At 64.8% G+C, this 22087-nt stretch carries 16 protein-coding genes and 2 tRNA genes; 12 read left to right on the plus strand and 6 right to left on the minus strand.

Annotation, left to right across the window (positions count from 1 at the left end; genetic code table 11):
- Nucleotides 1-22: 22 nt before the first annotated feature.
- The 3 genes from ACFWHB_RS14465 to ACFWHB_RS14475 form a co-directional block, all read right to left on the minus strand.
- Complete coding sequence (locus ACFWHB_RS14465) at nt 23-1021, minus strand: LacI family DNA-binding transcriptional regulator (protein ID WP_106887359.1); 999 nt, start codon at nt 1019-1021, stop codon at nt 23-25.
- 177 nt (nt 1022-1198) lie between these two features.
- Nucleotides 1199-3115: a transglycosylase SLT domain-containing protein gene (locus ACFWHB_RS14470; RefSeq protein WP_395948724.1), complete on the minus strand. Its 1917-nt coding sequence runs from the start codon at nt 3113-3115 to the stop codon at nt 1199-1201.
- 86 nt (nt 3116-3201) lie between these two features.
- Nucleotides 3202-5718 carry a putative bifunctional diguanylate cyclase/phosphodiesterase gene (locus tag ACFWHB_RS14475; protein WP_025326381.1) on the minus strand — a complete coding sequence of 839 codons (2517 nt, stop codon included), beginning with the start codon at nt 5716-5718 and terminating at the stop codon, nt 3202-3204.
- Nucleotides 5719-6108: 390 nt separating this feature from the next.
- On the opposite strand from ACFWHB_RS14475, the gene hpf reads away from it, so the two are divergent.
- Nucleotides 6109-6447: a ribosome hibernation-promoting factor, HPF/YfiA family gene (hpf, locus tag ACFWHB_RS14480; protein ID WP_005325604.1), complete on the plus strand. Its 339-nt coding sequence runs from the start codon at nt 6109-6111 to the stop codon at nt 6445-6447.
- 75 nt (nt 6448-6522) lie between these two features.
- Here hpf and ACFWHB_RS14485 read toward each other — a convergent pair whose 3' ends face one another.
- Complete coding sequence (locus ACFWHB_RS14485; protein ID WP_139745204.1) at nt 6523-7032, minus strand: VC2046/SO_2500 family protein; 510 nt, start codon at nt 7030-7032, stop codon at nt 6523-6525.
- Nucleotides 7033-7158: 126 nt separating this feature from the next.
- Between ACFWHB_RS14485 and ACFWHB_RS14490 the strand changes: the two genes are divergently transcribed.
- Nucleotides 7159-7243 (plus strand) — tRNA-Tyr (locus ACFWHB_RS14490).
- 30 nt (nt 7244-7273) lie between these two features.
- A tRNA-Tyr gene (locus tag ACFWHB_RS14495) sits at nt 7274-7358 on the plus strand.
- 122 nt (nt 7359-7480) lie between these two features.
- On the opposite strand, the gene ACFWHB_RS14500 is transcribed toward ACFWHB_RS14495, so the two are convergent.
- Entirely contained in the window at nt 7481-11191 is a 3711-nt protein-coding gene (locus ACFWHB_RS14500) for an autotransporter assembly complex protein TamB (RefSeq protein WP_395948725.1), read from the minus strand.
- A 76-nt stretch (nt 11192-11267) separates the two neighbouring features.
- A complete protein-coding gene (locus tag ACFWHB_RS14505) occupies nt 11268-13043 on the minus strand; it encodes an autotransporter assembly complex protein TamA (RefSeq protein ID WP_106887362.1) in 1776 nt (591 codons plus the stop codon).
- A 529-nt stretch (nt 13044-13572) separates the two neighbouring features.
- Between ACFWHB_RS14505 and ACFWHB_RS14510 the strand changes: the two genes are divergently transcribed.
- From ACFWHB_RS14510 to ACFWHB_RS14550, 9 genes are all read left to right on the plus strand, one after another.
- Nucleotides 13573-13947, plus strand: coding sequence for a hypothetical protein (locus ACFWHB_RS14510; RefSeq protein ID WP_163155948.1), 375 nt, complete (start codon nt 13573-13575; stop codon nt 13945-13947).
- Between the two features lie 79 nt (nt 13948-14026).
- Complete coding sequence (locus tag ACFWHB_RS14515; protein ID WP_005325619.1) at nt 14027-14305, plus strand: peptidylprolyl isomerase; 279 nt, start codon at nt 14027-14029, stop codon at nt 14303-14305.
- A 203-nt stretch (nt 14306-14508) separates the two neighbouring features.
- Complete coding sequence (locus ACFWHB_RS14520) at nt 14509-15219, plus strand: DUF1499 domain-containing protein (RefSeq protein ID WP_395948726.1); 711 nt, start codon at nt 14509-14511, stop codon at nt 15217-15219.
- Nucleotides 15209-15790, plus strand: coding sequence for a carboxymuconolactone decarboxylase family protein (locus ACFWHB_RS14525; RefSeq protein ID WP_395948727.1), 582 nt, complete (start codon nt 15209-15211; stop codon nt 15788-15790). The genes ACFWHB_RS14520 and ACFWHB_RS14525 overlap by 11 nt, the downstream gene beginning before the upstream one ends.
- Nucleotides 15787-17940, plus strand: a complete 2154-nt coding sequence (locus ACFWHB_RS14530) for an FAD-dependent oxidoreductase (RefSeq protein WP_395948728.1) — start codon at nt 15787-15789, stop codon at nt 17938-17940. Before ACFWHB_RS14525 ends, ACFWHB_RS14530 begins: the two co-directional genes overlap by 4 nt.
- An 18-nt stretch (nt 17941-17958) precedes the next feature.
- The gene (locus ACFWHB_RS14535) at nt 17959-19131 is read left to right on the plus strand and encodes an ABC transporter substrate-binding protein (protein WP_395948729.1); all 1173 of its coding nucleotides are present in this window, start codon (nt 17959-17961) and stop codon (nt 19129-19131) included.
- 3 nt (nt 19132-19134) lie between these two features.
- Nucleotides 19135-20790, plus strand: coding sequence for an ABC transporter permease (locus ACFWHB_RS14540; RefSeq protein WP_395948730.1), 1656 nt, complete (start codon nt 19135-19137; stop codon nt 20788-20790).
- 2 nt (nt 20791-20792) lie between these two features.
- The gene (locus ACFWHB_RS14545) at nt 20793-21455 is read left to right on the plus strand and encodes an ATP-binding cassette domain-containing protein (RefSeq protein ID WP_395948731.1); all 663 of its coding nucleotides are present in this window, start codon (nt 20793-20795) and stop codon (nt 21453-21455) included.
- Nucleotides 21448-22050, plus strand: coding sequence for a CDP-alcohol phosphatidyltransferase family protein (locus tag ACFWHB_RS14550; RefSeq protein WP_139745992.1), 603 nt, complete (start codon nt 21448-21450; stop codon nt 22048-22050). The genes ACFWHB_RS14545 and ACFWHB_RS14550 overlap by 8 nt, the downstream gene beginning before the upstream one ends.
- The last annotated feature ends 37 nt before the right edge of the window (nt 22051-22087 follow it).

The following is a 22087-nucleotide window of genomic DNA, read 5'->3' on the forward strand; positions in this document are numbered from 1 at the left end:
CGCTTGGGGCCAACCTCATGGCTCAGGCCACGGACTCCCGACGCACCAGTTCAGCTTCAAACTTGAGCGCCAGGCCCTCTACCGGCTTGTGATCCAGCAGTCGCAAGGCGAGCTCGGCGGCCCGCTCTCCCATCTCCTCGATGGGATAACGCACAGTGGTGAGCTTGGGATAGATGTAACGGGCATAGGGGATGTCATCGAAACCGACCACAGAGACCTGCTGCGGTATCTTGTAGCCCCGCTCTAGCAGGCAGGAGATGGCCCCCGCCACCATGGCATCGTTGAAGCCCAGCACGGCCGTGAAGGGAACGCCGCGCTCCAGCAGCTCGCTCATGGCCACATAGCCTCCCTTCTCGTCGGCAAAGGCGCGACCGATGAGGGCGGGATCCAGCTCGATGCCGGCCCGTTGCAGGGCGAAGCGATAACCAGCCATCCGCTGCTGGCCATCGACGAACTCCTCGTCATCCGAGGTGATGAAGGCGATCCGGCTGTGCCCTGCGTCCAGCAGGTGCTGACAGGCCGTGGTGATGCCCGCCTGGTTGTCGAGCCAGACGCAGCGCTCCTCGCAGCCCGGCACCTGACGATTGATGAAGACGATGGGGGTGGATCCCGACGCCAGCTCGCTCAGCTCCTCGTCCGGCAGCGCCTTGCTGTGCAGGATCAGGGCGTCACACTGGCGTTGCAGCAGCGCCTGGATGGCGTGACGCTCCCGGGCCGCATCGTGGTTGCCGGAGACCACTATGGTGAACTTGTTCGCCTTGTCGACCATGCTCTCGATGCCACGCATCATCTGGGCGAAGAAGGGGCCACCACAGAGATCCCCAACCAGGACGCCGATGCAGTTGGAACGTTTGCTGACCAGGGCCTGGGCGAAGCTGTTTGGACGGAAACTCAGCTCCTTCATGGCCGCGAGCACGGCCTCGCGCTTCTCGGGTGCAACCTGCGCCGTGTTGTTGATGACTCGCGACACCGTCGAAATGGACACATTCGCCAGCTGAGATACGTCTTTGATCGTTGCCACTCTCAATTCCTTTGTTGGGGAAGCCTGTCTGTGTTGATCGGGCATTATATCGAACCAGTCAGACCAAGACGCGGCGCCCGATCACCTGACAGGTTTCCTTTTGTAACAAAGCTTAAGGGATGATAACCATTCTGAGGCAAGAATGGGAGGCAGTCACTGACGCGACTGCCTCTGTCCTCAATAGGCGTGATTGAGCTCGCGTTCCGACATGAAACGCAGAGGCTGCTGCAGCTTGTGCTGGTAGATGAGATCGAAGGAGAGCACGTTCTGGACGTAGTTGCGCGTCTCTCTATAGGGGATGCTCTCCACCCAGACATCCATCGGCTTGTTGGTGCTCTGATCCCGCCAGCGCTTGACCCTGCCGGGGCCCGCATTGTAGGCCGCCGCCGCCAGGATACGGTTGCCGTCATAGACGTCCAGCAGCCGCTTGAGGTAGGCGCTGCCGAGGCGGATGTTCATGGTGGGATCGAACAGCTGCTGCTCATTGCGATAGGGTACCCCCAGCTTGGCGGCCGTCTCCTTGGCAGTCGCCGGCATCAGCTGCATCAGGCCACGCGCCCCGACCGGCGACTGCGCCAGCGGATAGAGGGCGCTCTCCTGACGGGAGATGGCGTAGAGCAGGCTGGTGTTCATGGTGCGCTCCTGCGCCATCTGGGAGAAGGTGCGCTTGAGGGGCAAGGGGAAGCGCAAGTCGATCGCATCCCAGGCCTCGGCCCGGATGCTGGAGAGGATCGCCAGCTCGTGCCAGCCCTGGTTGAGGGCAATATGACCGAACTCCAGGCGCTGGGCCACAGGATTGCGATCCATGTTGTGGATCCACTCAGAGCGCGCCGCCGTGATCTCGTTCATCGCCAGCAGCTCACGCACCCGCACCAGGAAAGGCCAGCGGCTGCTGGCGGTACGCCAGTCCGGCACCTTGTGCCCCACGCTCTGGTTCTTGATGCGATAGGGCACCCCGGTGCGCTGCGCCGCCATGAAGCCATAGAAGCCGCGCAGGTTGGCGGTCTCGAGATAGAGCTCCCGCGCCGGTTTTTGCCGGCCCTGCACCTCCAGGGAACGCGCCAGCCAGTAGCGCCAGCGATCCTCCTTCTGCAGTGCCATGGGCATCCGCTTGACCCAGCCTTCGAGGCCACGCCAATCCTGCTCCCAGATGGCGAGGCGTGCCCGCAGCTCCACCAGCTCGGCATCCTTCATCCGCACCAGGGTTGCATCCAGCCAGCTGCGCTGGGCGAGGGATCTGTCAAGCAGCAGGCGGCGGGCGGCGGCCCGCTCCACCCGAGCGACTTCGGCCTGGTTCAGACCGAAGCGACGCTTCATATCCCCCAATTGACGCAGGGCGGGCTCGGGTTGCTCGTTGGCATAGCGGGCCAGCCCGAGGGAGAGCAGTTGCCTTGACTGCGGCGCCGTCGAGAAGGAGGCCGGGTTCATCGCCCTGGCCGGTTGATCAAACAGGGCTATCATCTGATCCCCATAGGGTTTCAGACTGCCCCCCAGCTGGGCGCCGAGGTGGCGGATGAGATTGGGGTTCTGCGCCTCGAAGGCCAGGTTCATCCGCTGCCAGATCTTATCCTGGGTGCGCAGGCCCGCCTGCTGCCAGAGCTGGAACAGGGGATCGCAGGCATCTGGCCTGGACTGGCCAGTCAGCCAGAGCTTGCCCGCTTCCTGCAGGGCCTCGCTCTTGTGCCCGGTGTAATAGCGGGCCTGGTAGTGCATGCAGAGCAGATCGGTGGAGTTCGGCTTGGCCGGGTAGAAGCGCAGGAACTGGGACCACTGCTGGCTCTGGGCCAGATAGGTGAGGTAGCTGCGCTCCAGACGGTTGGACTGGGGGGTATCCCCGTGCTGGCGGATGAAGCGGGTCACGTCGTTGTAATCTGCCGCTCCGGGCCGGAACGCCAGCTGGTAGTAATCCAGATAGGGCAGCAGCGGATAATGGTTGAGACGGGCGCGGATCTGCTGGAAACGCTCCTGATCATTGGCACGCACAGCATCATAACCCTCGCGATAGAGGGACTGCTCCATGGTTTGCGCAAAGACGGGTGCCACAAGCCCTGGCACGCACATCGCCGAAAAGATGATTCCCTGCACGGCTTTCACGAAAGGCATTCTCCCTTAAGAAGAGGCATAACCACCGCCCGCTGGCGATGGTGAGATACCTTCATTCTACCCGTTAAAGATGGGCGCTACGCCACACTATTTTTGTCGGCAGGGGCGGCGCGATCATGGCGGGTCAGGCGGCTGATGTAGCGCTCCAGATAGGGCACGGGCAGCGGCTTGGAGGCGAGATAGCCCTGGAAGAAATGGCAGCCCTGCGCCTGCAGGAATTCCAGCTGCTGGCGAGACTCCACCCCCTCGGCCGTCACGTTGAATCCCATGTGACGGGCCATGGCGATCACCGCCTCCACTATGGCCATGTTGTCGCCATCCTTGGGGATGTCCTGGATGAAGGATCTGTCGATCTTGAGTTCATCGGCGGGCAGCCGCTTGAGGTAGCTCAGGGAGGAGTAGCCCGCGCCGAAATCGTCGATGGCGAAGCTGATGCCAAGGGTCTTGAGCTCGGCCATCTTGCTGATGGTGTCCTCCGCATGACCGAGCACCACTGACTCGGTGATCTCCAGGTTCAGGCAGGAGGGATCCATGCCGGTGGCGGCCAGCACATCGTGAATGCGATCGACGAAATCGTGGGCATGGAACTGCTTGGCACTGACGTTGACCGACAGCTGGGGCACGTGGATCCCGTTCTCCTCCCAGGAGACATATTGGGTACAGGCCTCATGCAACACCCAGTTGCCGATGTCGACGATGAGATCCGTCTCCTCGGCGATGGGGATGAACTCGGCGGGAGAGACCAGGGCACGGCCCGGAGGCTGCCAGCGGATCAGCGCCTCCACCCCTATGATGTCTCCCCCTTCGACCATGTGCTGGGGCTGATAGTGGAGGGTCAGCTCCTGATTGTTGAGGGCGCTGCGCAGCTCGTTGTGGATGAGCAGACGCCTGTCCGCCTGCAACTGCATGGAGGCATCGAAGAAACGCCGGGTCTTGCGGCCCGCCGACTTGGCCTGATACATGGCGGTGTCGGCCTGCTTGAGCAGATCCCCGGCCTCCTGCTCCCTTCCGGGGAAGAGCGTGATGCCGACGCTGGCACCGATGTGCAGCACCTGGCCCCCGTGACTGTAAGGGGCGGCAATCTCGCCGATGAGCCGCTCGGCGATGAGATCGGCCTGCATCTCCGCCTGGGGCGGGCTGATGGAGAGGCCGGGCAGCAGCAACACGAACTCGTCGCCGCCGAGCCGGGCCAGACAATCCCCCTGCCGCACCAGCCGCTTGAGGCGGTTGGCCACCTCCTTGAGCAGCCAGTCGCCGGTGGCATGACCGAGGGAGTCGTTGATGGTCTTGAAGTGATCGAGGTCGATGAACAGCAAAGCGCCGATCAGGTGCTCGCGGCTCGCCTCGCTGAACGCCTGGGCCAGGGTCTCGTGGAGCTGGCGGCGATTGGGCAAACCGGTCAGCTCGTCGTAATAGGCGAGATCCTGGATGCGGCGCTCCGCCGCCTTACGCTCGGAGATATCCTCGAAGAAGATGACGTAGTGGCTGATCCCCCCCTTGTCATCCTGCACCGGCGTGACGATTTCCCACTGGGGATAGACATGACCGTCGGCGTGCAGTCGCAGGGTCTCACCCTGCCAGCGATCCAGGGCGTTGAGCTCATAGCCGAGCCCCCCGAGCCCGGACCAGAGGTCGTTGCCAAGGTGCAGGCCTATCACCCCCTGGCTGTCGAAGCCGGTGATCTGGCTGAAGGCGTAGTTGACCCTCAGGATCTTGAAGTCCGGATCCGTGATGATGATGCCTTCATGCGTCTCGAACGCCACCGCAGAGAGCCGCATCAGAGCGTCGCTCTGCAGGCGCTCCAGCTCGGCCACCATGCGCACCGAGAAGATGGTCAGCACGGATCCCAGATCGGCAGTCTGGGTCTGGTTCGGGAACAGCAGGGCGAGATGGCCCAGGATCTGGCCACTGCGATCCAGCAGGGGCTGGGCATAGTAGTGCTGGCCCGGGGGCAGGCAGGTGCAGCCGGTCAGGGGTTCGCTGATGGGGGTCGCACTGGCGGCGCCCCGATAGAGCTGCTGGCAGGGCATGTCTGCCAGGGCGTACTCCTTGAAGTCGATGCCGTGGCTCGCCAGCACCCTGAGCCGGTCAAGGCCCACCCGCTCCGTCAGCCAGACAGCGTTGGCCCCCAGGATATGGGCAAGCTCGTTGACCAGGGTATGGCAGAAATCGAGGCCCGTCCTCGCGGAGAGCGCCTGCGCCAGCTGGGCCAGCAAGGGGGCTTGCAGCAGGGGAAGCGGCGGGGCCAGACTGGCAGGCGGCTCGACGCGGCTAGCGGCGTTGTGAGCCATCTCCAGGGGCGCCAGCCAGCCGCAGCAGAGCTGCTGGGCCGGCACATATTGGCCGTACCAGAGCACGTGATGCACTGTGCCTGCCTCATCGCAGAGGTGACCGATGAACTGGCCGGGCTGGCCCGAATGGTGGAGTCTTGCGAGAAAATCGGCGAAACCGGACTCATCTTCTGGCGCCAGTTGGCTGGCCCAGGGATGAGCCCCTTCTCCTTGCCAGGGCTGGCAAGAGAGATGATCAGACAGACTCCACTGCTCATGCTGCCGATCATAAAACCACATCATCTGGGTGGCTTGTTGCTTCATTTACGACTCCAACACTACAACCACGTTATCCACCCCGACACATGCAGAAAAGCATATCCGTTTGTGCGCATATCTCCACCGGCGCATGGCAATCCTTTTGCGATGCGATAAACGATGTGGGTAGAGAAAATGCGAGACTGAGCGGTGAAAACCAGACATCGGGTCGACACAAGGCGCTGCCAAGGGGGGACAGAAACGATCCTATTCGCGCATACTGCCTGCCCGTTTCGCTGAGCTCAAGCGGTTTTTGGCATGAAACGGGAAAAGCTCACAATTTAGGGATTGCCGGATCACCAAGGGGATATTTTGTGATACGAATCACATTTCTATCCGGCCACATGGGTAATCTGAGGGTGAAGACACAAGCAAGACGACCCGAAGGGGGCCAATATGAAAATCGAAATGACCAGTAAAATCATCGACATTACCCCAGCCATCCGCGAGCGCATTGAATCCCGTTTTGAAAAGCTCGAGCGTCTTCAGGTGCCTCTTATCACACCCCATGTGATCATCTCCAAAGAGCGTTTGATGTATATCGTCGAAGCCACCGCCGGCATTCCCAACGGCAAGTTGTTTGCGCAGGCAGAGCACGAGGATCTGTATGCCGCCATCACGGATCTGGGCCAGAAGCTGGAGCGTCAGCTCAATCGCCATATCGAGAAACCCCTCGCCCGCCGCGCGGCTGTCGTAGGCAAGGACGTTCCCGAGGTGGACGAAGCCGACGCCTGATCCCGGTTATCCCATACATTGCGCAAAAAGGCGGGTCATCCCGCCTTTTTGCATCTTCTCCCTGCGCCTCTGGCATCAGGCCAGCCAGCGCAAGCGAGCATCCACCCCCCGCGTCAGATCATCGAGCAACGGCAGCATCAGCAAGGGATCCTCCCCTCTGGGCTGGGAGGCCAGCTTGCCCTGCCAGCGTTCGCGCCCGAGCGCCGACAGGTTGTCATACACGGCGGGATCCAGCGCCGGTGTCCGGTTGACCAGCGCTGGGGATCGCAGCGCCAGCCAGAGCCGCACATCAGCCATGCAGCCCCCCTGCTGCAGCCGCTCGTTGAGTGCCCAGGCGTCGGCGTCCCCCGGCTCGCCCTGCAAATCGGCTTGGGGCATCAAACCGAAACGACTGCGCCATGCCTGCGCTTGCGGTGCCGCCGCCGGAGCGGCCCCAAACCAGGGTTGCTCCTCGACCGCGTCGGTCAAGAGCGCCAGGTGCAGCCTGAAGTCGGCCCTGTCCCCCTGGCGGAGATCCTGGTTGAGCCGCTGGCCCAACTGGGCTTCATCGACGAGCAGGCGATCACGAATGGCACTGGGCAGCATGGGATAAATCTTGGAAATGAGGGTTTCATTGTTTATCGGCCGTCAACCCAATCCTTTAAGCATTAAAAATCCCTGCCAAGGGGTTCACAAGCGCGACAGATCTGTTAGTATGCGGCTCGCACTTGGGGAGGGGTTCCCGAGCGGCCAAAGGGATCAGACTGTAAATCTGACGGCTCTGCCTTCGAAGGTTCGAATCCTTCTCCCTCCACCATTCAAGTGCAACAATCAGGTCATACCCCGTGGAGGGGTTCCCGAGCGGCCAAAGGGATCAGACTGTAAATCTGACGGCTCTGCCTTCGAAGGTTCGAATCCTTCTCCCTCCACCATCATTCAGAAAACCCGGCCTGGCGCCGGGTTTTTGCTTTTCCGGGCCATCTCGCTCTCCCCCCGCCAGACAGCACCATGAAAAACGGGAGGCCAAGGCCTCCCGTTTTCGTGCTCATCCCCTTCACAGGGTGAAGCGATAGAAGATGTCTACCGCCTGGGCCACCCCGCTCATGGCCTGCAGATAGAGTCTGGGCATCAGCTCGTAGCGCAGCTTGAACTCGGCGATGGGGCTGAACACCCCGACGCCGTACTGGAACTGCAGGCCGGGCAGCAGGTAGGCCGACAGGGTCACCTGGGTGTCGTCACCGCTCCCTGCGGTGTCGAGGGCCACATCGCTCATGCCAAGGGACTCCCCGATACTGGAGACAACGCCACTCGCCTGACTCACCGCCCCCGCCACCAGCAGGCCGTTGAAGCCGCCATCCTCGCCACTGGTCTGCAACCCCTTGCCCCTCAGCAGATAAGAGAGCTGCTCGGACTGCGCCATCTGCGGCTCGGAATAGACGGTGATCTTCGGCTTGGCCGCCGGCCCCGTCACCCGGACCCCGACGGTGACGTTGTCCTCTATGGTGTCGGGATCCCGGTAGGTCTCTATGTTGAGATAGGGCTGGTCGATGGGGCCGGAGAAGAGGATCCGCCCCTCCTTGATGATGAGGTTCTGACCGTAGGCCTTGAAGCGCCCATCCTTGAGCTCCAGCTGACCATTGCCCGACAGCGGCTTGGAGGGCTCTTGGCGAATGCCGAGCGCCCCCGTCACCTTGGTCTTGAGCCCCATGGCCTCCAGCCGGACATCGTCACCGAGCCGGATGGCGAGCTTGATCTCCATCGGCAGGGGCGCCGTCTTGGGCACAGGCGGCAGATCGTCATAGATGACGGTCACGTCATCTGAGACCGCCACAGCACTCTCCGGCAATGTCTTGACCAGGATGCGCGACCAGGGGATGTCCACCTGACCGCTCACCTTGGTCTCCTCCCCCAGGGAGATGGCGATGTCAGGTGTCACCTTGACCCGACCCATACCCGGGTACTGGGCTTCCAGGTCCTTGCCCTTGATGGTGAGGCTGCCGGTCACCGGCAGCTTGGCCCAGCTCAGCCATCCCCCCAGCGCGAGCGGCCCCTTGCCAACCAGCATGGAGCCGTCGAGTTCGGCCCGGTTGCCGTTTATCTTGAGGCGGGTCACCAGCTTGGAGAGCGTCACCATGTCGGAGTGGGTCTGCACCTCCCCCTCCAGCAGGTTCAGCTCACCGTACAGCAGGGGCGCGGCCAGGGTGCCATCGAAGCGGGCATCCGCCGAGATGAAGCCCTGCAGGGAGCGCACCTCCGGGATCAGGGGGGCAAAGGTCGCCAGCTTGAGGTCGTCAAACTTGAGCTGCCCCGACAGCAGGCCACGACCCGCAGGCTCCTTTATCAGCAGATCTGTGTCTATGTTGCCTATCTGCCTGGAGGCGAAATCGAGCCGGATGGCGGCCTGCTGGCGTTCGAAATCGACCCCGAGCTCCAGGCGCTGGTACTCCGTCTTGATCTCGTCGGCCACCAAAGTACCCGGCGTGGTGCTCACCCTGGCATGCAGGGTCGGCTGATTGCCGCGCCAGCTGGCGCGGCCGTCGGCCGACAGCACCGCCTGCCAGCGGAAGTTGTCCGGCAACCAGGGGCGCAGCCGCTTGAGATCGAATTCGTTCAGGGCAAACTCCAGGCTACCCTGGGCGGCGGAGACCTGGCTGCCCTTGACGCAGAGGCTGGCCCCCTGGGAACCCAGGCAGAGATCCCCCATGGTCAGCTGCTGTCTGGGCAAGTCCAGATCCAGGGACCAGGGAGCGGCCAGCGTCCAGCGTTTGAACGGGGTCTTCACCTTCAGCTCAGAGAGGGCGCCGCGCCAGCGATCCCCGCGCAGGCTGCCATTCAGGCTCAGATCGGCGGCCACCGGATCCCCCTTCATGGTCAAGGTGAGCCCGTGGCGGTCGAGATCGCCGCTCAGGTTCAGGGCTATCTGGGAGAGCGTCGTCGTCCCCTGCACCAGGCTCGCCACCGTCAGAGCCAGCTCGCCGGCCGGCTTGTCCCCCACCAGGGCGTTGCCCTTGATGACAGTCTCCTTCAGCACGGTTCCGGCATAGGAGAGGCGGCTCGAGACCAGATCCGCATTCACCCTCGGCGCCTGCTGGCTGCCGCTAAGACGCACCTGCCCTTTAAGGTCGCCACCAAGGCCGGGGTAGATGCCGCCAAGCTTGGGGGCATCTATCTGCGCATCCAGCTTCCAGGCCTGGGCGGTGAGCGCCCCCTTGGCCTGCAACTGGTTGGGGCCGCTTTGCAGCGCCAGGGCCGGGATGGTCCACTCCATCTTGTCGTTGCCGCTGAGGGCGCCTTTGAGCGCCAAGGGATACTGGTTGAGCTTGCCCTCGACCTTGAGCTCCGGCAGCGCCAGCTGCCAATGGCCCGCCTCGTCAAGTTCGAAGCGGCTGGCTATCTTGCCCGCCAGCTTGCCCTTGATCTCGGGCACCAGCTCGGCCGGGTTGATCTCCTTGAACTCTGTGGTCCCCTGCCACTGGACGCCCTTGCGCCACGCCAGCTTGCCATCGAGCTTGAGTTCCCCCTTCAGGGCACCCAGCAGCAGCTCGACACGGCTCAGTTGGCCGAGATCCCCCTTGCCCGAGAGCGCCAGCTTGAAGGGGGGCAGATCCGTGCCCTTGCCGGCGGTCTTGAGTGCAAACTGGTAGCCCGAGAGCTTGCCCTTGGCGCTCAGGCTGCCCTTGTCAAGCCGGTAGCTGGGTTCGTCTTTGGCTGGTTTGTGCAGCGGCCAGCCGAGGCTCTTCCAGTCCAGCGCCAGATCGAAGGGCAAGTCGGGATCCAGCGTCGCCAGCGTCCCCTTGAGGTTGGCGCTCACCGGCCCCTTGGCCTTGAGCAACAGCCCCAGCTTGCCCACGGAGCCATCCAGGGTCAGGTTCGCCTGCTCCCCCTTGAGCTCGCCGTCCAGCAACCCCTTGCGCGCCTTGGCCTCCAGGGTCAGGGCGAGGGGATAATCCGAGGTCAGAGTGACATGGCCCTTGAGCGCCAGATCCGCCATGGCGTGGCGCAAGGAGAGCTCCCGCACGTCGATGCGCGCATCCTGAGCGCGGGCCGACAGCAGCAACTTGTCGAGCCCCTCGATGAGCTCCCCCTGCTGATAGCGCACCCGGGTCGCCGCCAGGCCTTCCAGCTGGATTGGGAATGGCAGGCTGATCTCGGGCAGCGCTATGGGGGCTGCCGCCTCTGGCTTCGCCTTGGCGGCCGGCTTGGCTGCCTCGTCGGCAAGAGGGGCCTCGGCCAGGGTCACGTTCAGGCCATCGAGCACGGGCCCGCGCACTATGAGCCCCTTGCGATCCAGGGTGGCGCCTATCTCCAGATCCTTGAGGGTCACCCCCACCCCGGGGACGGCCAGATCCAGATCCGTCACCTTGAGGCTGTCCACCTGGATGCGCAGTGGCAACGGGCGCCAGACGAAGGGCTCGGTGGGCTCTTCTGGCACAGGCTCAGCGTCGGCGACCTTCACCACAGGGTGGGTGACCGTCAGGGATTTGATCCAGAGCTTGCCCTGCAGCAGCTTGCCGAGATCCCAGTCCAGCACGGCCCGCTCGACGGTGACATCCACCAGTTCGTCCTGCCAGCCGACCCCTTCCAGGGTCCAGCCATAGCCGAGCTGGCCCGCCACCAGCTCCCCCTTGAGGGAAGGCAGCGCCCCCCTGGCCTGCTGCCACAGCCACTTGTTGCCCTGATGGGTAAAGCCCAGCAGGCTGACACCGATGAGCAGCAGGAAGAAGAGCCCCATGAGCCACAAGAAAATACGCTTTACCCAGATCACAGCGCAGACCCCCGAGAAAGAGGCAGCCGCAGCGGCCAGGAGAGAGAACAAAGAGGATGAGTGGGTTCAAACCGGATCATAATTCAGGCCCCAGCGCGAAATGCAGCCGCAACGGCTTGTCCTCCTCGGAGATGGCCACCGCCAGATCCAGCCTGACCTGACCTATGGGCGTCACCCAGCGCACCCCGACCCCGGTGCCTATCTTCCAGGCCTCGCTGTAGTCGACGGTGGCGGTGCCGCCATCCACGAACAGGGCGCCGAGCCACTTGTCGCTGAAGCGGTAGTTGTACTCCAGGCTGCCCACGCTGGTGTAGCGCCCGCCGGTGAGCTTGCCATCCTCGTCCTTCGGCGAGACCGTCTCATAGCCGTAGCCACGTATGGTCTGATCGCCACCGGTGAAGAAACGCAGGGAGGGGGGAACCAGCGAGAAGTCATCCCCTATGATGGCCCCCTGCTCGACCCGCATCAGGAAGCGGTGATCCTCCCCCAGGGTGCGCAGCCACTTGCTGCGCCCCCACACCCGCATGAAGTTGATGTCCGAGCCCCAGTAAGGGCTGGAGAATTCTGTCGTCAGTTGCTGACGATCCCCCCAGTCCGGCACCAGGCCGCCACGCACCCGCAACCGCGACCAGGAGACCCCGGGGATCAGCAGCAGACTGTTCCCCTCGTCGTTGCCCTGCACATAGCGCTCGTTCTCCAGCCGGATGAAGACGTCCCTGTCCCAGCTCTCCGGCCGCCGCTTCCAGCGGTGCACCCCCAAGGTGGCCAGATCGGATCGGGTATCGTTGTTGTCTGTGTACTGGTAACCGGCCTGCAGGGAGTAGTAGTCCCGCAGCGGGTTACCGACCGGGATCTGGTAATCGAAACTGAGCTCCGCCTCCGGAGCCGAGACCTTGGCGGTGCTGGAGAGGCTGTGGCCATAGCGGTTGACCCAGGGCTTCTCCCAGGTGGCACTCAGGCGCGGCCCCACGTCGGTGGCATAGCCGATACCGGTTTCGATCTCGTGGTCGACCCGGTTCGAGAGGGTCACCTGCACCGGCACCCGATTGCCCTCGGCCTGGCTGATCATGGGTTTGATGTCCACCTGCTTGAACAGCTTGGTGGAGGAGACGTCCTGGGACATCTCGGCCAGCCGGATCGCCAGATAGGGGTCGCCACTCTTGATGTTGATGAGCGGCCGGATGAGGCGCAGGGCCTCCGGCGTCGCATCGTAGTGGATCTCGCCGAAGTGATAGCGGGGACCGGAGCGGAACAGGATATAGATCTCGGCCTTGCCCTGATCCGGGAAGACCTTCACCTGGCTCTTGCTGATCTTGGCGTCAAAGTAGCCCCGCGCCAGCCCCAGGCTGCCGAGATCCGCCTTGATGGACTCATACTTGCCGTGGTTGAGGGGATCCCCCTCCTTCAGGGGCAGCTTGTCCAGCAGCTCGCTGTAGACCTCGTCGCTGCCCGCCTCCCCTTCCAGCAGGATATCGAGGCGCGAGATGAGCACTGGCTCCCCCCGCGCTATCTCGATCACCACCTTGGCGGGGGATTTCTTGTCGCGCTTGAGGGTTACCTTCGGCTGGTAGTAGCCATAAACCTGCAGAGCTTTTTGCACGCTCTCGGTGATCTTGGCGCGGGCGGGACGATACTGACGCTCCTGGTAGACCGGCAGGGCATTGAGGTAGGCCTCGACGTTATCCTTCTGCTCCCCCTTGATGCCCTTGATCTGATAGGTCAGCTTGGCCGCCATGGCGGGGGTCACCAGCAGCCACAGACAGAGGGCGAGCAGCAAGGTACCGAGCCCACGGCGACCGGTTCGCCCGGGTGAGCTGAACCCGGCAGGCAAAATAGGATGGCATCCTGTCAAACGTCAATTTCCCCGAATAACATAAGTAAAAAACTGTTCGATTTAGAATGATAATGGGGCTCACCCCAGGCGAGCGCGGCTCATCCTAGCATAACCGCAGTCGCGAAATCCCCCTCTCCCCCGGGGCTGGCGTCCTCTTCCGGGGCCGGCTTTCACTGAGGTCTGACAGGGAAAACAGCCCGCCAGCGGGGGAAAGTGCGCACTCTCCCGGCAAGGGGCGTACAAAAAAGCGGCACTCAAGTCCGATGCCAGCGGTTCATTCCCGTCGCAGCCCGCGGCGCTGCAGTGCTCGCCACGCGACAGCCCCTGTCGGACGGCCCCGGGCCTTGAGACCCCGGATGCCCTGGCAGGCTTGACATCATCGTCTGGGGCCCCCATTGCCATATCCTGCTATTGAACAGGAAAATAAGTTTAAATCAACAACTTGAATAGGTGGCACTAAAGCTTCGTTCAATCCAATCGATTTATCCCGCTGCCACTGCTTCCTTCCCTGCCCCACACTGATGTCATCAATCGCAGGAGAGATCCCATGCCCTTACGTAGCGAACAACTGGCTGACTACATAGCCGACAGACTCGAATTCGTCACCTTCCTGGCCTGTTGCAGTGCCCTGCTGGCCCTGTTGACCGGCATGAACGGCCAGCAGGCCCTGGCCTTCACCGCCCTCAACCTGCCCTTCGGTCTCGCCCTGCTGCTGGGGCTGGCCATACTGGCGCCGCTGCCGGCCCACTGGCGCCTGCCCGGGATAGCCTTTCTGCTGGTCGGCGGCGCCCTGCTCACCCTGCAGCTCGGTGGCGACTGGCTCAATCCCCTGGCCATCTGGAGCCTCTACGCCCTGCTGGGACTGGAGATACTGTGGCAGTCTCGCCCCAGGGCACGTCTGGCGACCCATACCCGCGGCTGATGTGCCGCCGGCGTGGCTGACGCGCGCGCCGAATTGGAGTACCCTTGCGCCCCCTTTACCCTCGCCGAGGAACGTTCCGATGAAAAAAGCCTGTGCCCAGCACATCCTGGTCAAGACCGAGAAAGAGTGTCTCGAGATCAAGGAAAAACTCGCCAAGGGTGCCGACTTCGGCCAGATGGCCAAGCGCTTCTCCACCTGCGCCTCCGCCAAGCGCAGCGGCGATCTGGGGGAGTTCTCCAAGGGGGACATGGTCAAGTCCTTCGACGATGCCGTCTTCAAGGGGGAACTGCTGACCGTGCTGGGGCCGGTGCGCACCAAGTTCGGCTTCCACCTCATCAAGGTGCTCTACCGCAACTGAGAGCAGGCACCCTTACCCGTGTCCCCTCTGCCCTGACAAGGGCGCCCGCCGGCGCCCTGCCCGGCCGGGCCCTGGCCACCGCCCTGCTGCCCCTGCGTGCAGGGCGGCAAAAAGCGCCAAGATAAAGATAATTTACTAACGTTATCAGGTAATTAAGTTTATCCTTCTGGGCATTGCTCCATCATAACCAGTGGATCCTGCATATGCACAGCTATTTGTGGTGGCCCCTGCTGGCCTGGTTGCTGCCCCTGGGGGGCGCCCTCGGCAGCCGGGCTCATCTCTGGCCCTGGTGGGTCGGTTTCGCCCTCTGCCTCGCGAGCGCCCTGATAAGCCTCTGGCTCCTGCTGCGCCTGCCCTGGCGCTACCGCAGCTCCCCCTGTCTATGGGCCTATGCCTGGGGCATAGCCCCCCTGCTGCTGCCCCTGCTGTTTGTCGTTCAGGCGCTGCGCTCGCCCCTCACCAACGACGTCAGCACAGATCCCCATCATCCGCCCCGTCTGCTGTGGGCAGAGCAGCTGAGAACGGCACAGGATCTCCCCGTCAATGCCCCCCCCTTGCAAGTTTTTCCCGGCAACCCCGGTCCTCTCTATACCCACGCCTCCCCGGCCGAGGTGCTCGCCGAGGCGGAGGAGCTGATGACGGAGCTCGGCTGGCGGGTACGCCCGGGCCCGAACGGCCTCGATGCCGTGGTCACCACCGGCTGGTTCGGCTTTGAGGATGATGTGGCGCTGCGGGTCTTTACGGGCCCCAAGGAGACCCGGGTCGACATGCGCTCCGCCTCCCGCCAGGGGCGCAGCGATCTGGGGGTCAACCGGGGGCGGATCCTGAACTTCCTGAACCGGCTCAACGAACGGCTGGGGGGTGCCTACAAACCCAAGATGCAGAGACTCGACGAGGAACAACATGCGCATTGAGGTCAAGCCGGATCGGGAATATGCCTGGTTTATCCGCCCCTTTTTCTGGCTGCAGCAACGCAACTACGGTCAGGTGCTGATCCCGGGCAAGTGCTGGGGCCGCTCGCCGCGCCTGTTTGCCGCCGTCGCCACCCTCTACGGCGTCATCAACCGCAAGCGATCCCCCATAGACCCCGTGCTGCGCTCCCTGGTGACGGTGCGGGTCTCCCAGCTCAACTGGTGCCGCTTTTGCGTCGACATCAACGCCATGACCCTCATCAAGCGGGCGGGCTCCAGCGAGAAGGTGGAGGCGCTGGCCCAGTGGCGCACCAGCCCCTTGTTCGATGAGCGGGAGCGGGCGGTGCTCGACTACACCGAGGCCATGACCGGGCTGAACGGGGTGAGCGACGAGCAGGCCGCGCGTCTCAAGCCCTGGTTCGATGACGATGCCCTGGTGGAGCTGACCGGCCTCATCGCCTTCCAGAACATGTCGGCCAAGTTCAATGCCGCCCTCGACATAGCCCCCCAGGGCTTCTGCCAGCTGCCGGTGCAACCCGAGCGCCCGGCGCCCTCCGACAGGGAGCACCAATGAGCCGGGGCCGCCTGCTGCTGTTGCTGGTGATGGGGTGCCTGGTCGGCGCATTCTTCGTCCTGGATCTCGATGCTTACCTCAGCCTCTCCCGGTTGCAGGCACACCAGGATCAAGCCTCGGCCTGGGTGCAGGCCCACTTCGGCCAGGCGGCCCTGCTGTTCACCCTCCTCTACGTGGTCACCACTGCCCTCTCCCTGCCCGGCGCCAGCCTGCTGACCCTGGGGGGCAGCGCCCTGTTCGGCGTCGGTTGGGGGCTCTTGCTGGTCTCCTTTGCCAGCTCGCTCGGGGCCACCCTGGCCTTTCTCAGCGCCCGCTTCCTGCTGCGCGACTGGGTGAGCCGCCGCTTTGGGGACAAGCTGGCCACCTTTGAGGCCGGCATGGCGAAGGATGGGGCCTTCTATCTGCTGAGCCTGCGCCTCATCCCCCTCTTCCCCTTCTTTCTGATCAACCTGCTGATGGGGCTCACCCCCATCAGAGTCAGTACCTACTACTGGGTCAGCCAGCTCGGCATGCTGCCGGGCACCTTCGTCTATGTGCTGGCGGGCAGCGAGCTCGCCAGCCTCACCAGCACAGGCAATATCCTCTCCCCCGGCCTGGTGGCGGCCCTGACCCTGCTCGGCCTGATGCCCTGGCTGATGCGAGGGCTGCAACGCAGGCTCGCCCTGCGCCGGTTGCACGCCCCCTATTGCAAACCGGCTCGCTTCGACTACAACCTGCTGGTGATAGGCGCCGGTGCCGGCGGCCTGGTCACCAGCTACATAGCCGCCGCGGTCAAGGCCAGGGTGGCCCTGATCGAGCAGCACAAGATGGGGGGAGATTGCCTCAACACCGGCTGCGTCCCCTCCAAGGCGCTGATCCGAAGCGCCCGCTTCGCCTTTGAACAGCGCAAGGCTGGCGAACTTGGCTTCAGCCCCAGCCAGTCCCGGGCCGATTTTGCCGCCGTGATGGAGCGGGTGGCGACGGTGATCAAGGAGGTCGAGCCCCACGACTCGGTTGCGCGCTATCAGGGGCTGGGGGTGGAATGTATTCAGGGCCGAGCCCGCTTCGTCTCCCCCTGGGAGCTGGAGGTGGACGGCAGGCGCCTTAGCAGCCGCCATATAGTGCTTGCCACCGGCGCCAGGCCCCTGGTGCCCAAGCTGCCGGGTCTTGAGCAGGTGCCCTACCTCACCTCGGACAGCTTCTGGCAACTGCGCGAACCTCCCCGCCACCTGCTGGTGCTCGGCGGCGGCCCCATCGGCTGCGAGCTGGCCCAGAGCCTTGCCCTGCTCGGCATTCCCATCACCCTGGTGGAGCTGGCCGATCAGCTGCTGCCCCGTGAAGAGCGGGAGGTGGCAGAGGCACTGGCCGAACAGATGGCCCGCGACGGCGTGCGGCTACTCACCGGCTGGCGGGCAGAGCGGGCCGACTATGATCCCGCTGCCGAGGGCACTCTGCCTATCCGGCTACAGCTGCGCCGGGGCGATGAGATGCACCTGGTTAAGGGGGATCAGCTGCTGCTGGCCCTTGGCCGGGTGGCCAACGTCAGCGGCTTCGGGCTCGAAGAGCTGGGGGTGGAGCTGGCCCCCCGTGGCACCGTCAAGGTCGACGGCTTTCTGGCTACCAACTACCCCAGCATACTGGCGGTGGGGGACGTAGCGGGCCCCTATCAGTTCACCCACTTCGCCGCCCATCAGGCCTGGTATGCCGCCGTCAACGCCCTCTTTGGCCAGTTCAGGCGCTTCAAGGCGGACTATCGCGTGATCCCGGCGGCCACCTACACCAGCCCCGAGATTGCCCGGGTCGGTCTCAATCGCAAGGAGGCCGAGGCGCAAGGCATTCCCTTCGAGGCGACCCGCTTCAATCTGGCAGAGCTGGATCGCGCCATCGCCGACGGCGAGCGCCACGGCTTTATCGAGGTGCTGACGGTGCCGAGCAAGGACAGGATCCTCGGCGCCACCATAGTGGGCACTCACGCCGGCGAGCGGATCGCCGAGTTTGTGCTCGCCATGCGCCACCGTCTGGGGCTTGGCAAGATCCTGGGCACCATACATGCCTATCCCACCCTGATGGAGGGGAACAAGTACCTGGCCGGTGAGTGGAAGCGGGCCCACCAGCCCACCCGCCTGTTGGCCCTGCTGGCCCGTTATCACAGTTGGCGCCGCGGCGCCTGAGCCCACGAGACCCTCATCATGTTCAAGACCCGGCTAAGCGCCCTGCTCCACCCCCTGCTCGTCGCAGCCCTCCCCCTGCTGCTGGCGACCCAGCTCGACGCCGCCGAGACGACCTGGCAGCAGACCCTAGCCGAGGCGAAGGGCCAGCGCGTCTATTTCAATGCCTGGGGCGGCAGCCCGGAGATCAACGCCTATCTGGTATGGGCCGGGCAGGAGCTGGAGCGCCAGTACGGGGTCACCCTGGTGCAGGTGAAGGTGGATGATATAGCCCAGAGCGTCAGCCAGCTGCTGGCCAGCAAGCAGGCGGGCAAGACGTCGGGCGGCCCCATCGACCTGCTCTGGGTCAACGGGGAGAACTTCAAGGCGCTCAAGGAGCAGGGGCTGCTGGGGGCCCCCTTCACCCAGGAGCTGCCGAACATGGCCCTGGTGGACACCAAGCTGCCGGTGCACGAGGACTTCACCCTGCCGGTCGCCGGGCTCGAGGCCCCCTGGGGCATAGGGCAGCTCAACCTGATGGTCAACACGGAGGAAGTCACCACAGCGCCCACCTCGGCGGCCGAGCTGCTCGCCTGGGCCAAGGCTCATCCCGGTCGCTTCACCTATCCCAAGCCGCCCCAGTTCCATGGTTCCAGCTTTCTCAAGCAGATCTTGCTGGAACTGACCGATGATCCCGCGCCACTGTATCGGGAGGCGAACGACGCCGACTTTGCCCGCCTCACGGCCCCGCTCTGGGCCTGGCTCGATCAGTTGCACCCCGCGCTCTGGCGCAAGGGCAAGCTGTTCCCCACCAGCGCCGCCGAGACCAAGCAGTTGCTCGATGATGGCGAGCTGGCCATGGCCATCAGCTTCAACCCGGGCGAGGCCCGAAGTTCGGTGCAAAATGGCACCCTGCCCCCTGCGGTGAGGGCCGTTGCCATGAGCAAGGGGGCCCTGACCAACAGCCACTTCCTCGCCATCCCCTTCAACGCCAGCGCCCGGGCCGGTGCCAAGGTGGTGGCCAACTTCCTGCTGAGCCCCACCGCCCAGGCCCGCAAGGCGGATCCCGCCTTCTGGGGCGACCCCAGCGTGCTGCGCCAGGATGCCCTGCCCGGGAACAATCAGCCGGCCCTGCGCTTCAAGGCAGTGGCCGAACCCCACCCCAGCTGGCAGACCCGGCTGGAAGCGGCCTGGGCCGAACGCTACGGCCACTAAACCATGAGCATCCGGCCCTGGCGCCTCCTCTTTCTCCTGCTGTGTGCCCTGTCGCTGGCCGCCCCTATCGCCGGCGGCCTGCTGCTCCTGCTGCTCGAGGGGCTGGCCAGGGGCCATGTCAGCCTGCTGCTCGCCCAGCCCGGGCTCTGGCACTCGGCGGGCCTGAGCCTCTGGGTGGCGGGCGCCTCCACCCTGGGGGCCCTGATCTTCACCGCCCTGCTGCTCGCCCAGGGGGAGGGGCGGCCCTGGATGCGCTGGCTTCGCCGCCTGCTCTCCCCCCTGCTGGCCCTGCCCCACGTCGCCTTCGCCATTGGCGTGGCCTTCCTGCTCGCCCCCTCCGGCTGGCTGCTGCGCCTGATCTCCCCAGCCCTCACCGGCTTTGACTTGCCGCCCGACTGGCAGACCCTGAAAGATCCCTGGGGGCTCGGCCTTATCCTGGCGCTCATCTTGAAAGAGACCCCCTTTCTGCTGCTGATGGCGCTCTCGGCCCTCGACCCCGCCCGGGTCAGCCGCCAGCAGTGGCTGGGGCAAACCATGGGCTTCAGCGGGCCGCAGATCTGGTGGCGCCTGCTGCTGCCCGCCCTCTGGCCCGCCCTGCGCCTGCCCCTCTATGCGGTGGCGGCCTATGGCCTGGGGGTGGTGGATCTCGCCCTGCTGCTGGGGCCCGATGCCCCTGCCTCCCTGGCGGTGCGGCTCTGGCTCTGGTATCAGGACCCTGACCTCCAGTGGCGCGGGGCCAGCGCCAGCGGCGCCCTGCTGCTGCTGGCGCTCAACCTCTTGCTGCTCGCAACCTTGCGGCTGCTGGAGTGGGGCCAGGGGGCGCTTGGCAAGACCCGCTGGCTGGATGGGCGACGCGCCCCCGCCGCGCCCTGGCCTGCGCTAGTCGCCCGCACCGCCGTGTGGGGGCTGATCCTCACCAATCTGCTGGTGCTGGCCTCCCTGCTGCTCTGGTCCCTGGCCCGGCGCTGGTCCTTCCCCGCACTCTGGCCCAGCGAATGGAGCGGCCGTCACTGGCTGGAGCTGCTGCCCACCCTGGGGCCCCTGCTGTGGCAGAGCCTGTGGCTGGCCCTGCTCTGCGCCGCCCTCTCACTGCTGCTGGCGGTGCTCGCCCTGGAGGCACAGCAGGGCCGCCGCTCCCCTGACCGCCAGTGGCCGCTCTGGCTCATCTGCCTGCCGCTGCTGTTGCCCCAGGCCAGCCTGCTGTTCGGGCTGCGCCTGCAGATCGACTGCCTCGACGCCGTCGACGGCATAGGGCCGGGCTGGGTGCTCTGGAGCCAGCTGCTGTTCGTCTTCCCTTACGTCTACCTCTGCCTGCACGGTCCCTATCGCCAGTTCGACGATCGCCTCACCCGGGTGGCACTCTCCCTCGGGGCCACCCCCTGGCGCGCCTGGTGGCGGGTGAAGGGACCGCTGCTGGCGCGGCCGCTGCTGTTCGCCTTCGGGGTCGGGGCGGCGGTGAGCCTGGCCCAATACCTGCCCACCCTGCTGTTTGGCGCGGGCCGCGTGGTCACCATCACCACAGAGGCGGTGGCCATCGGCAGCGGCCTCAACCGGCGACTGGCTGGCCTCTATGGCCTGCTGCAACTGCTGTTGCCCCTCTTCATCTACGGCCTGGTACTCTGGCTACCCCGCCGTATCAATCCCGCACTGAGGCCTTGATCATGCTGCATACCACCGCGCTCACCCTCTACCTGGATGACCAGCCCCTGCTGACGTTGCCCCCCCTGACGGTGGCCCCCGGCGAGGTACTGACCCTGATGGGCCCGAGCGGCTGCGGCAAGAGCTCCCTGCTGGCGGCCCTGGCGGGGGTGCTGCCCCCGGGGGGGCCTATCCGGCTGGCGGGGGAGATACGGCTCGGCGAGCGGCTGCTCACTCCCTTGATGCCCCAGGCCAGGCGCATCGGCATGCTGTTTCAGGACGACCTGCTGTTTGCCCATCTGACGGTGGCTGAGAACCTGATGTTCGGCATGCCGGCTCATCTCAGGGGGATGGCGGCGAGGCGGGCCTGCGCCCTGGAGGCGCTGGCAGAGGTGGGACTGGAAGGACAGGCGGACAAGCTGCCGGGCCAGCTCTCCGGCGGTCAGAAGGCGCGCGTCAGCCTGCTGCGGGCCCTGCTGGCAGAGCCAGAGGCCCTGCTGCTGGACGAGCCCTTCTCCCGCCTCGACAAGCCGCTGCGCGCTGCCTTCAAAAGCCTGGTGTTCGAGCGGCTCAAGGCGCTGGGGATACCCGCCCTGCTGGTCAGCCACGACGAGGAGGATGCCCCGGGGGCTATCCTCACCCTGACCACTCCCTGCTTGACCAAAGAGGACATAGACCTTGTTTGACCGCCATCTGATCCCCCTCATTCGCCGCCCCCTCCAGCTGCTGGCCGTCCCCCTGTGCCGGGCCGGGATCAGCGCCAACCAGATAAGCCTCACCGGCTTTGCCATCGGCATGCTGGCCTTGCCGCTGCTGGCGCTGGGATGGCACGGCTGGGCGCTGCTCGCCATCCTGATCAACCGGCTGCTGGACGGCCTGGATGGTGCAGTGGCGCGCCAGAGCGGGATCACCGACTGCGGCGGCTTCCTCGACATCAGCCTCGACTTCATCTTCTATGCCGCCGTGGTGCTGGGCTTTGCCTTGAGCGACCCCGCCAACGCCCTGCCCGCCGCCACCCTGCTGTTCGCCTTCATGGGCACGGGCTCGAGCTTCCTCGCCTTTGCCATCATGGCGGGCAAGCGCGGCATCGAGAATCCCGTCTACCACCACAAGTCACTCTACTACCTGGGCGGCCTGACCGAGGGGAGCGAGACCATAGCCCTGTTCGTGCTGATGTGCCTCTGGCCCGCCGCCTTCGCCCCGCTGGCCTACGGCTTTGCCCTACTCTGCGCCATCACCACCCTGACCCGGCTCTGGAGCGGCTACCACACCCTGCGTTGAGAGGGGGCGGGCCTGTCGGCGAATTCAGCGGCTGATG

The organism is Aeromonas mytilicola subsp. aquatica, from assembly GCF_044336385.1.
GTDB lineage: Bacteria > Pseudomonadota > Gammaproteobacteria > Enterobacterales > Aeromonadaceae > Aeromonas > Aeromonas rivipollensis.

Excerpts from the sequence above, each read along its gene's own strand:
- ACFWHB_RS14475 (WP_025326381.1), bottom strand. The coding sequence starts at position 5,718 with ATGAAGCAACAAGCCACCCAGATGATGTGGTTTTATGATCGGCAGCAT.
- hpf (WP_005325604.1), top strand. The coding sequence starts at position 6,109 with ATGAAAATCGAAATGACCAGTAAAATCATCGACATTACCCCAGCCATC.
- ACFWHB_RS14485 (WP_139745204.1), bottom strand. The coding sequence starts at position 7,032 with ATGCTGCCCAGTGCCATTCGTGATCGCCTGCTCGTCGATGAAGCCCAG.
- ACFWHB_RS14510 (WP_163155948.1), top strand. The coding sequence starts at position 13,573 with ATGCCCTTACGTAGCGAACAACTGGCTGACTACATAGCCGACAGACTC.
- ACFWHB_RS14515 (WP_005325619.1), top strand. The coding sequence starts at position 14,027 with ATGAAAAAAGCCTGTGCCCAGCACATCCTGGTCAAGACCGAGAAAGAG.
- ACFWHB_RS14520 (WP_395948726.1), top strand. The coding sequence starts at position 14,509 with ATGCACAGCTATTTGTGGTGGCCCCTGCTGGCCTGGTTGCTGCCCCTG.
- ACFWHB_RS14525 (WP_395948727.1), top strand. The coding sequence starts at position 15,209 with ATGCGCATTGAGGTCAAGCCGGATCGGGAATATGCCTGGTTTATCCGC.
- ACFWHB_RS14530 (WP_395948728.1), top strand. The coding sequence starts at position 15,787 with ATGAGCCGGGGCCGCCTGCTGCTGTTGCTGGTGATGGGGTGCCTGGTC.
- ACFWHB_RS14535 (WP_395948729.1), top strand. The coding sequence starts at position 17,959 with ATGTTCAAGACCCGGCTAAGCGCCCTGCTCCACCCCCTGCTCGTCGCA.
- ACFWHB_RS14540 (WP_395948730.1), top strand. The coding sequence starts at position 19,135 with ATGAGCATCCGGCCCTGGCGCCTCCTCTTTCTCCTGCTGTGTGCCCTG.
- ACFWHB_RS14545 (WP_395948731.1), top strand. The coding sequence starts at position 20,793 with ATGCTGCATACCACCGCGCTCACCCTCTACCTGGATGACCAGCCCCTG.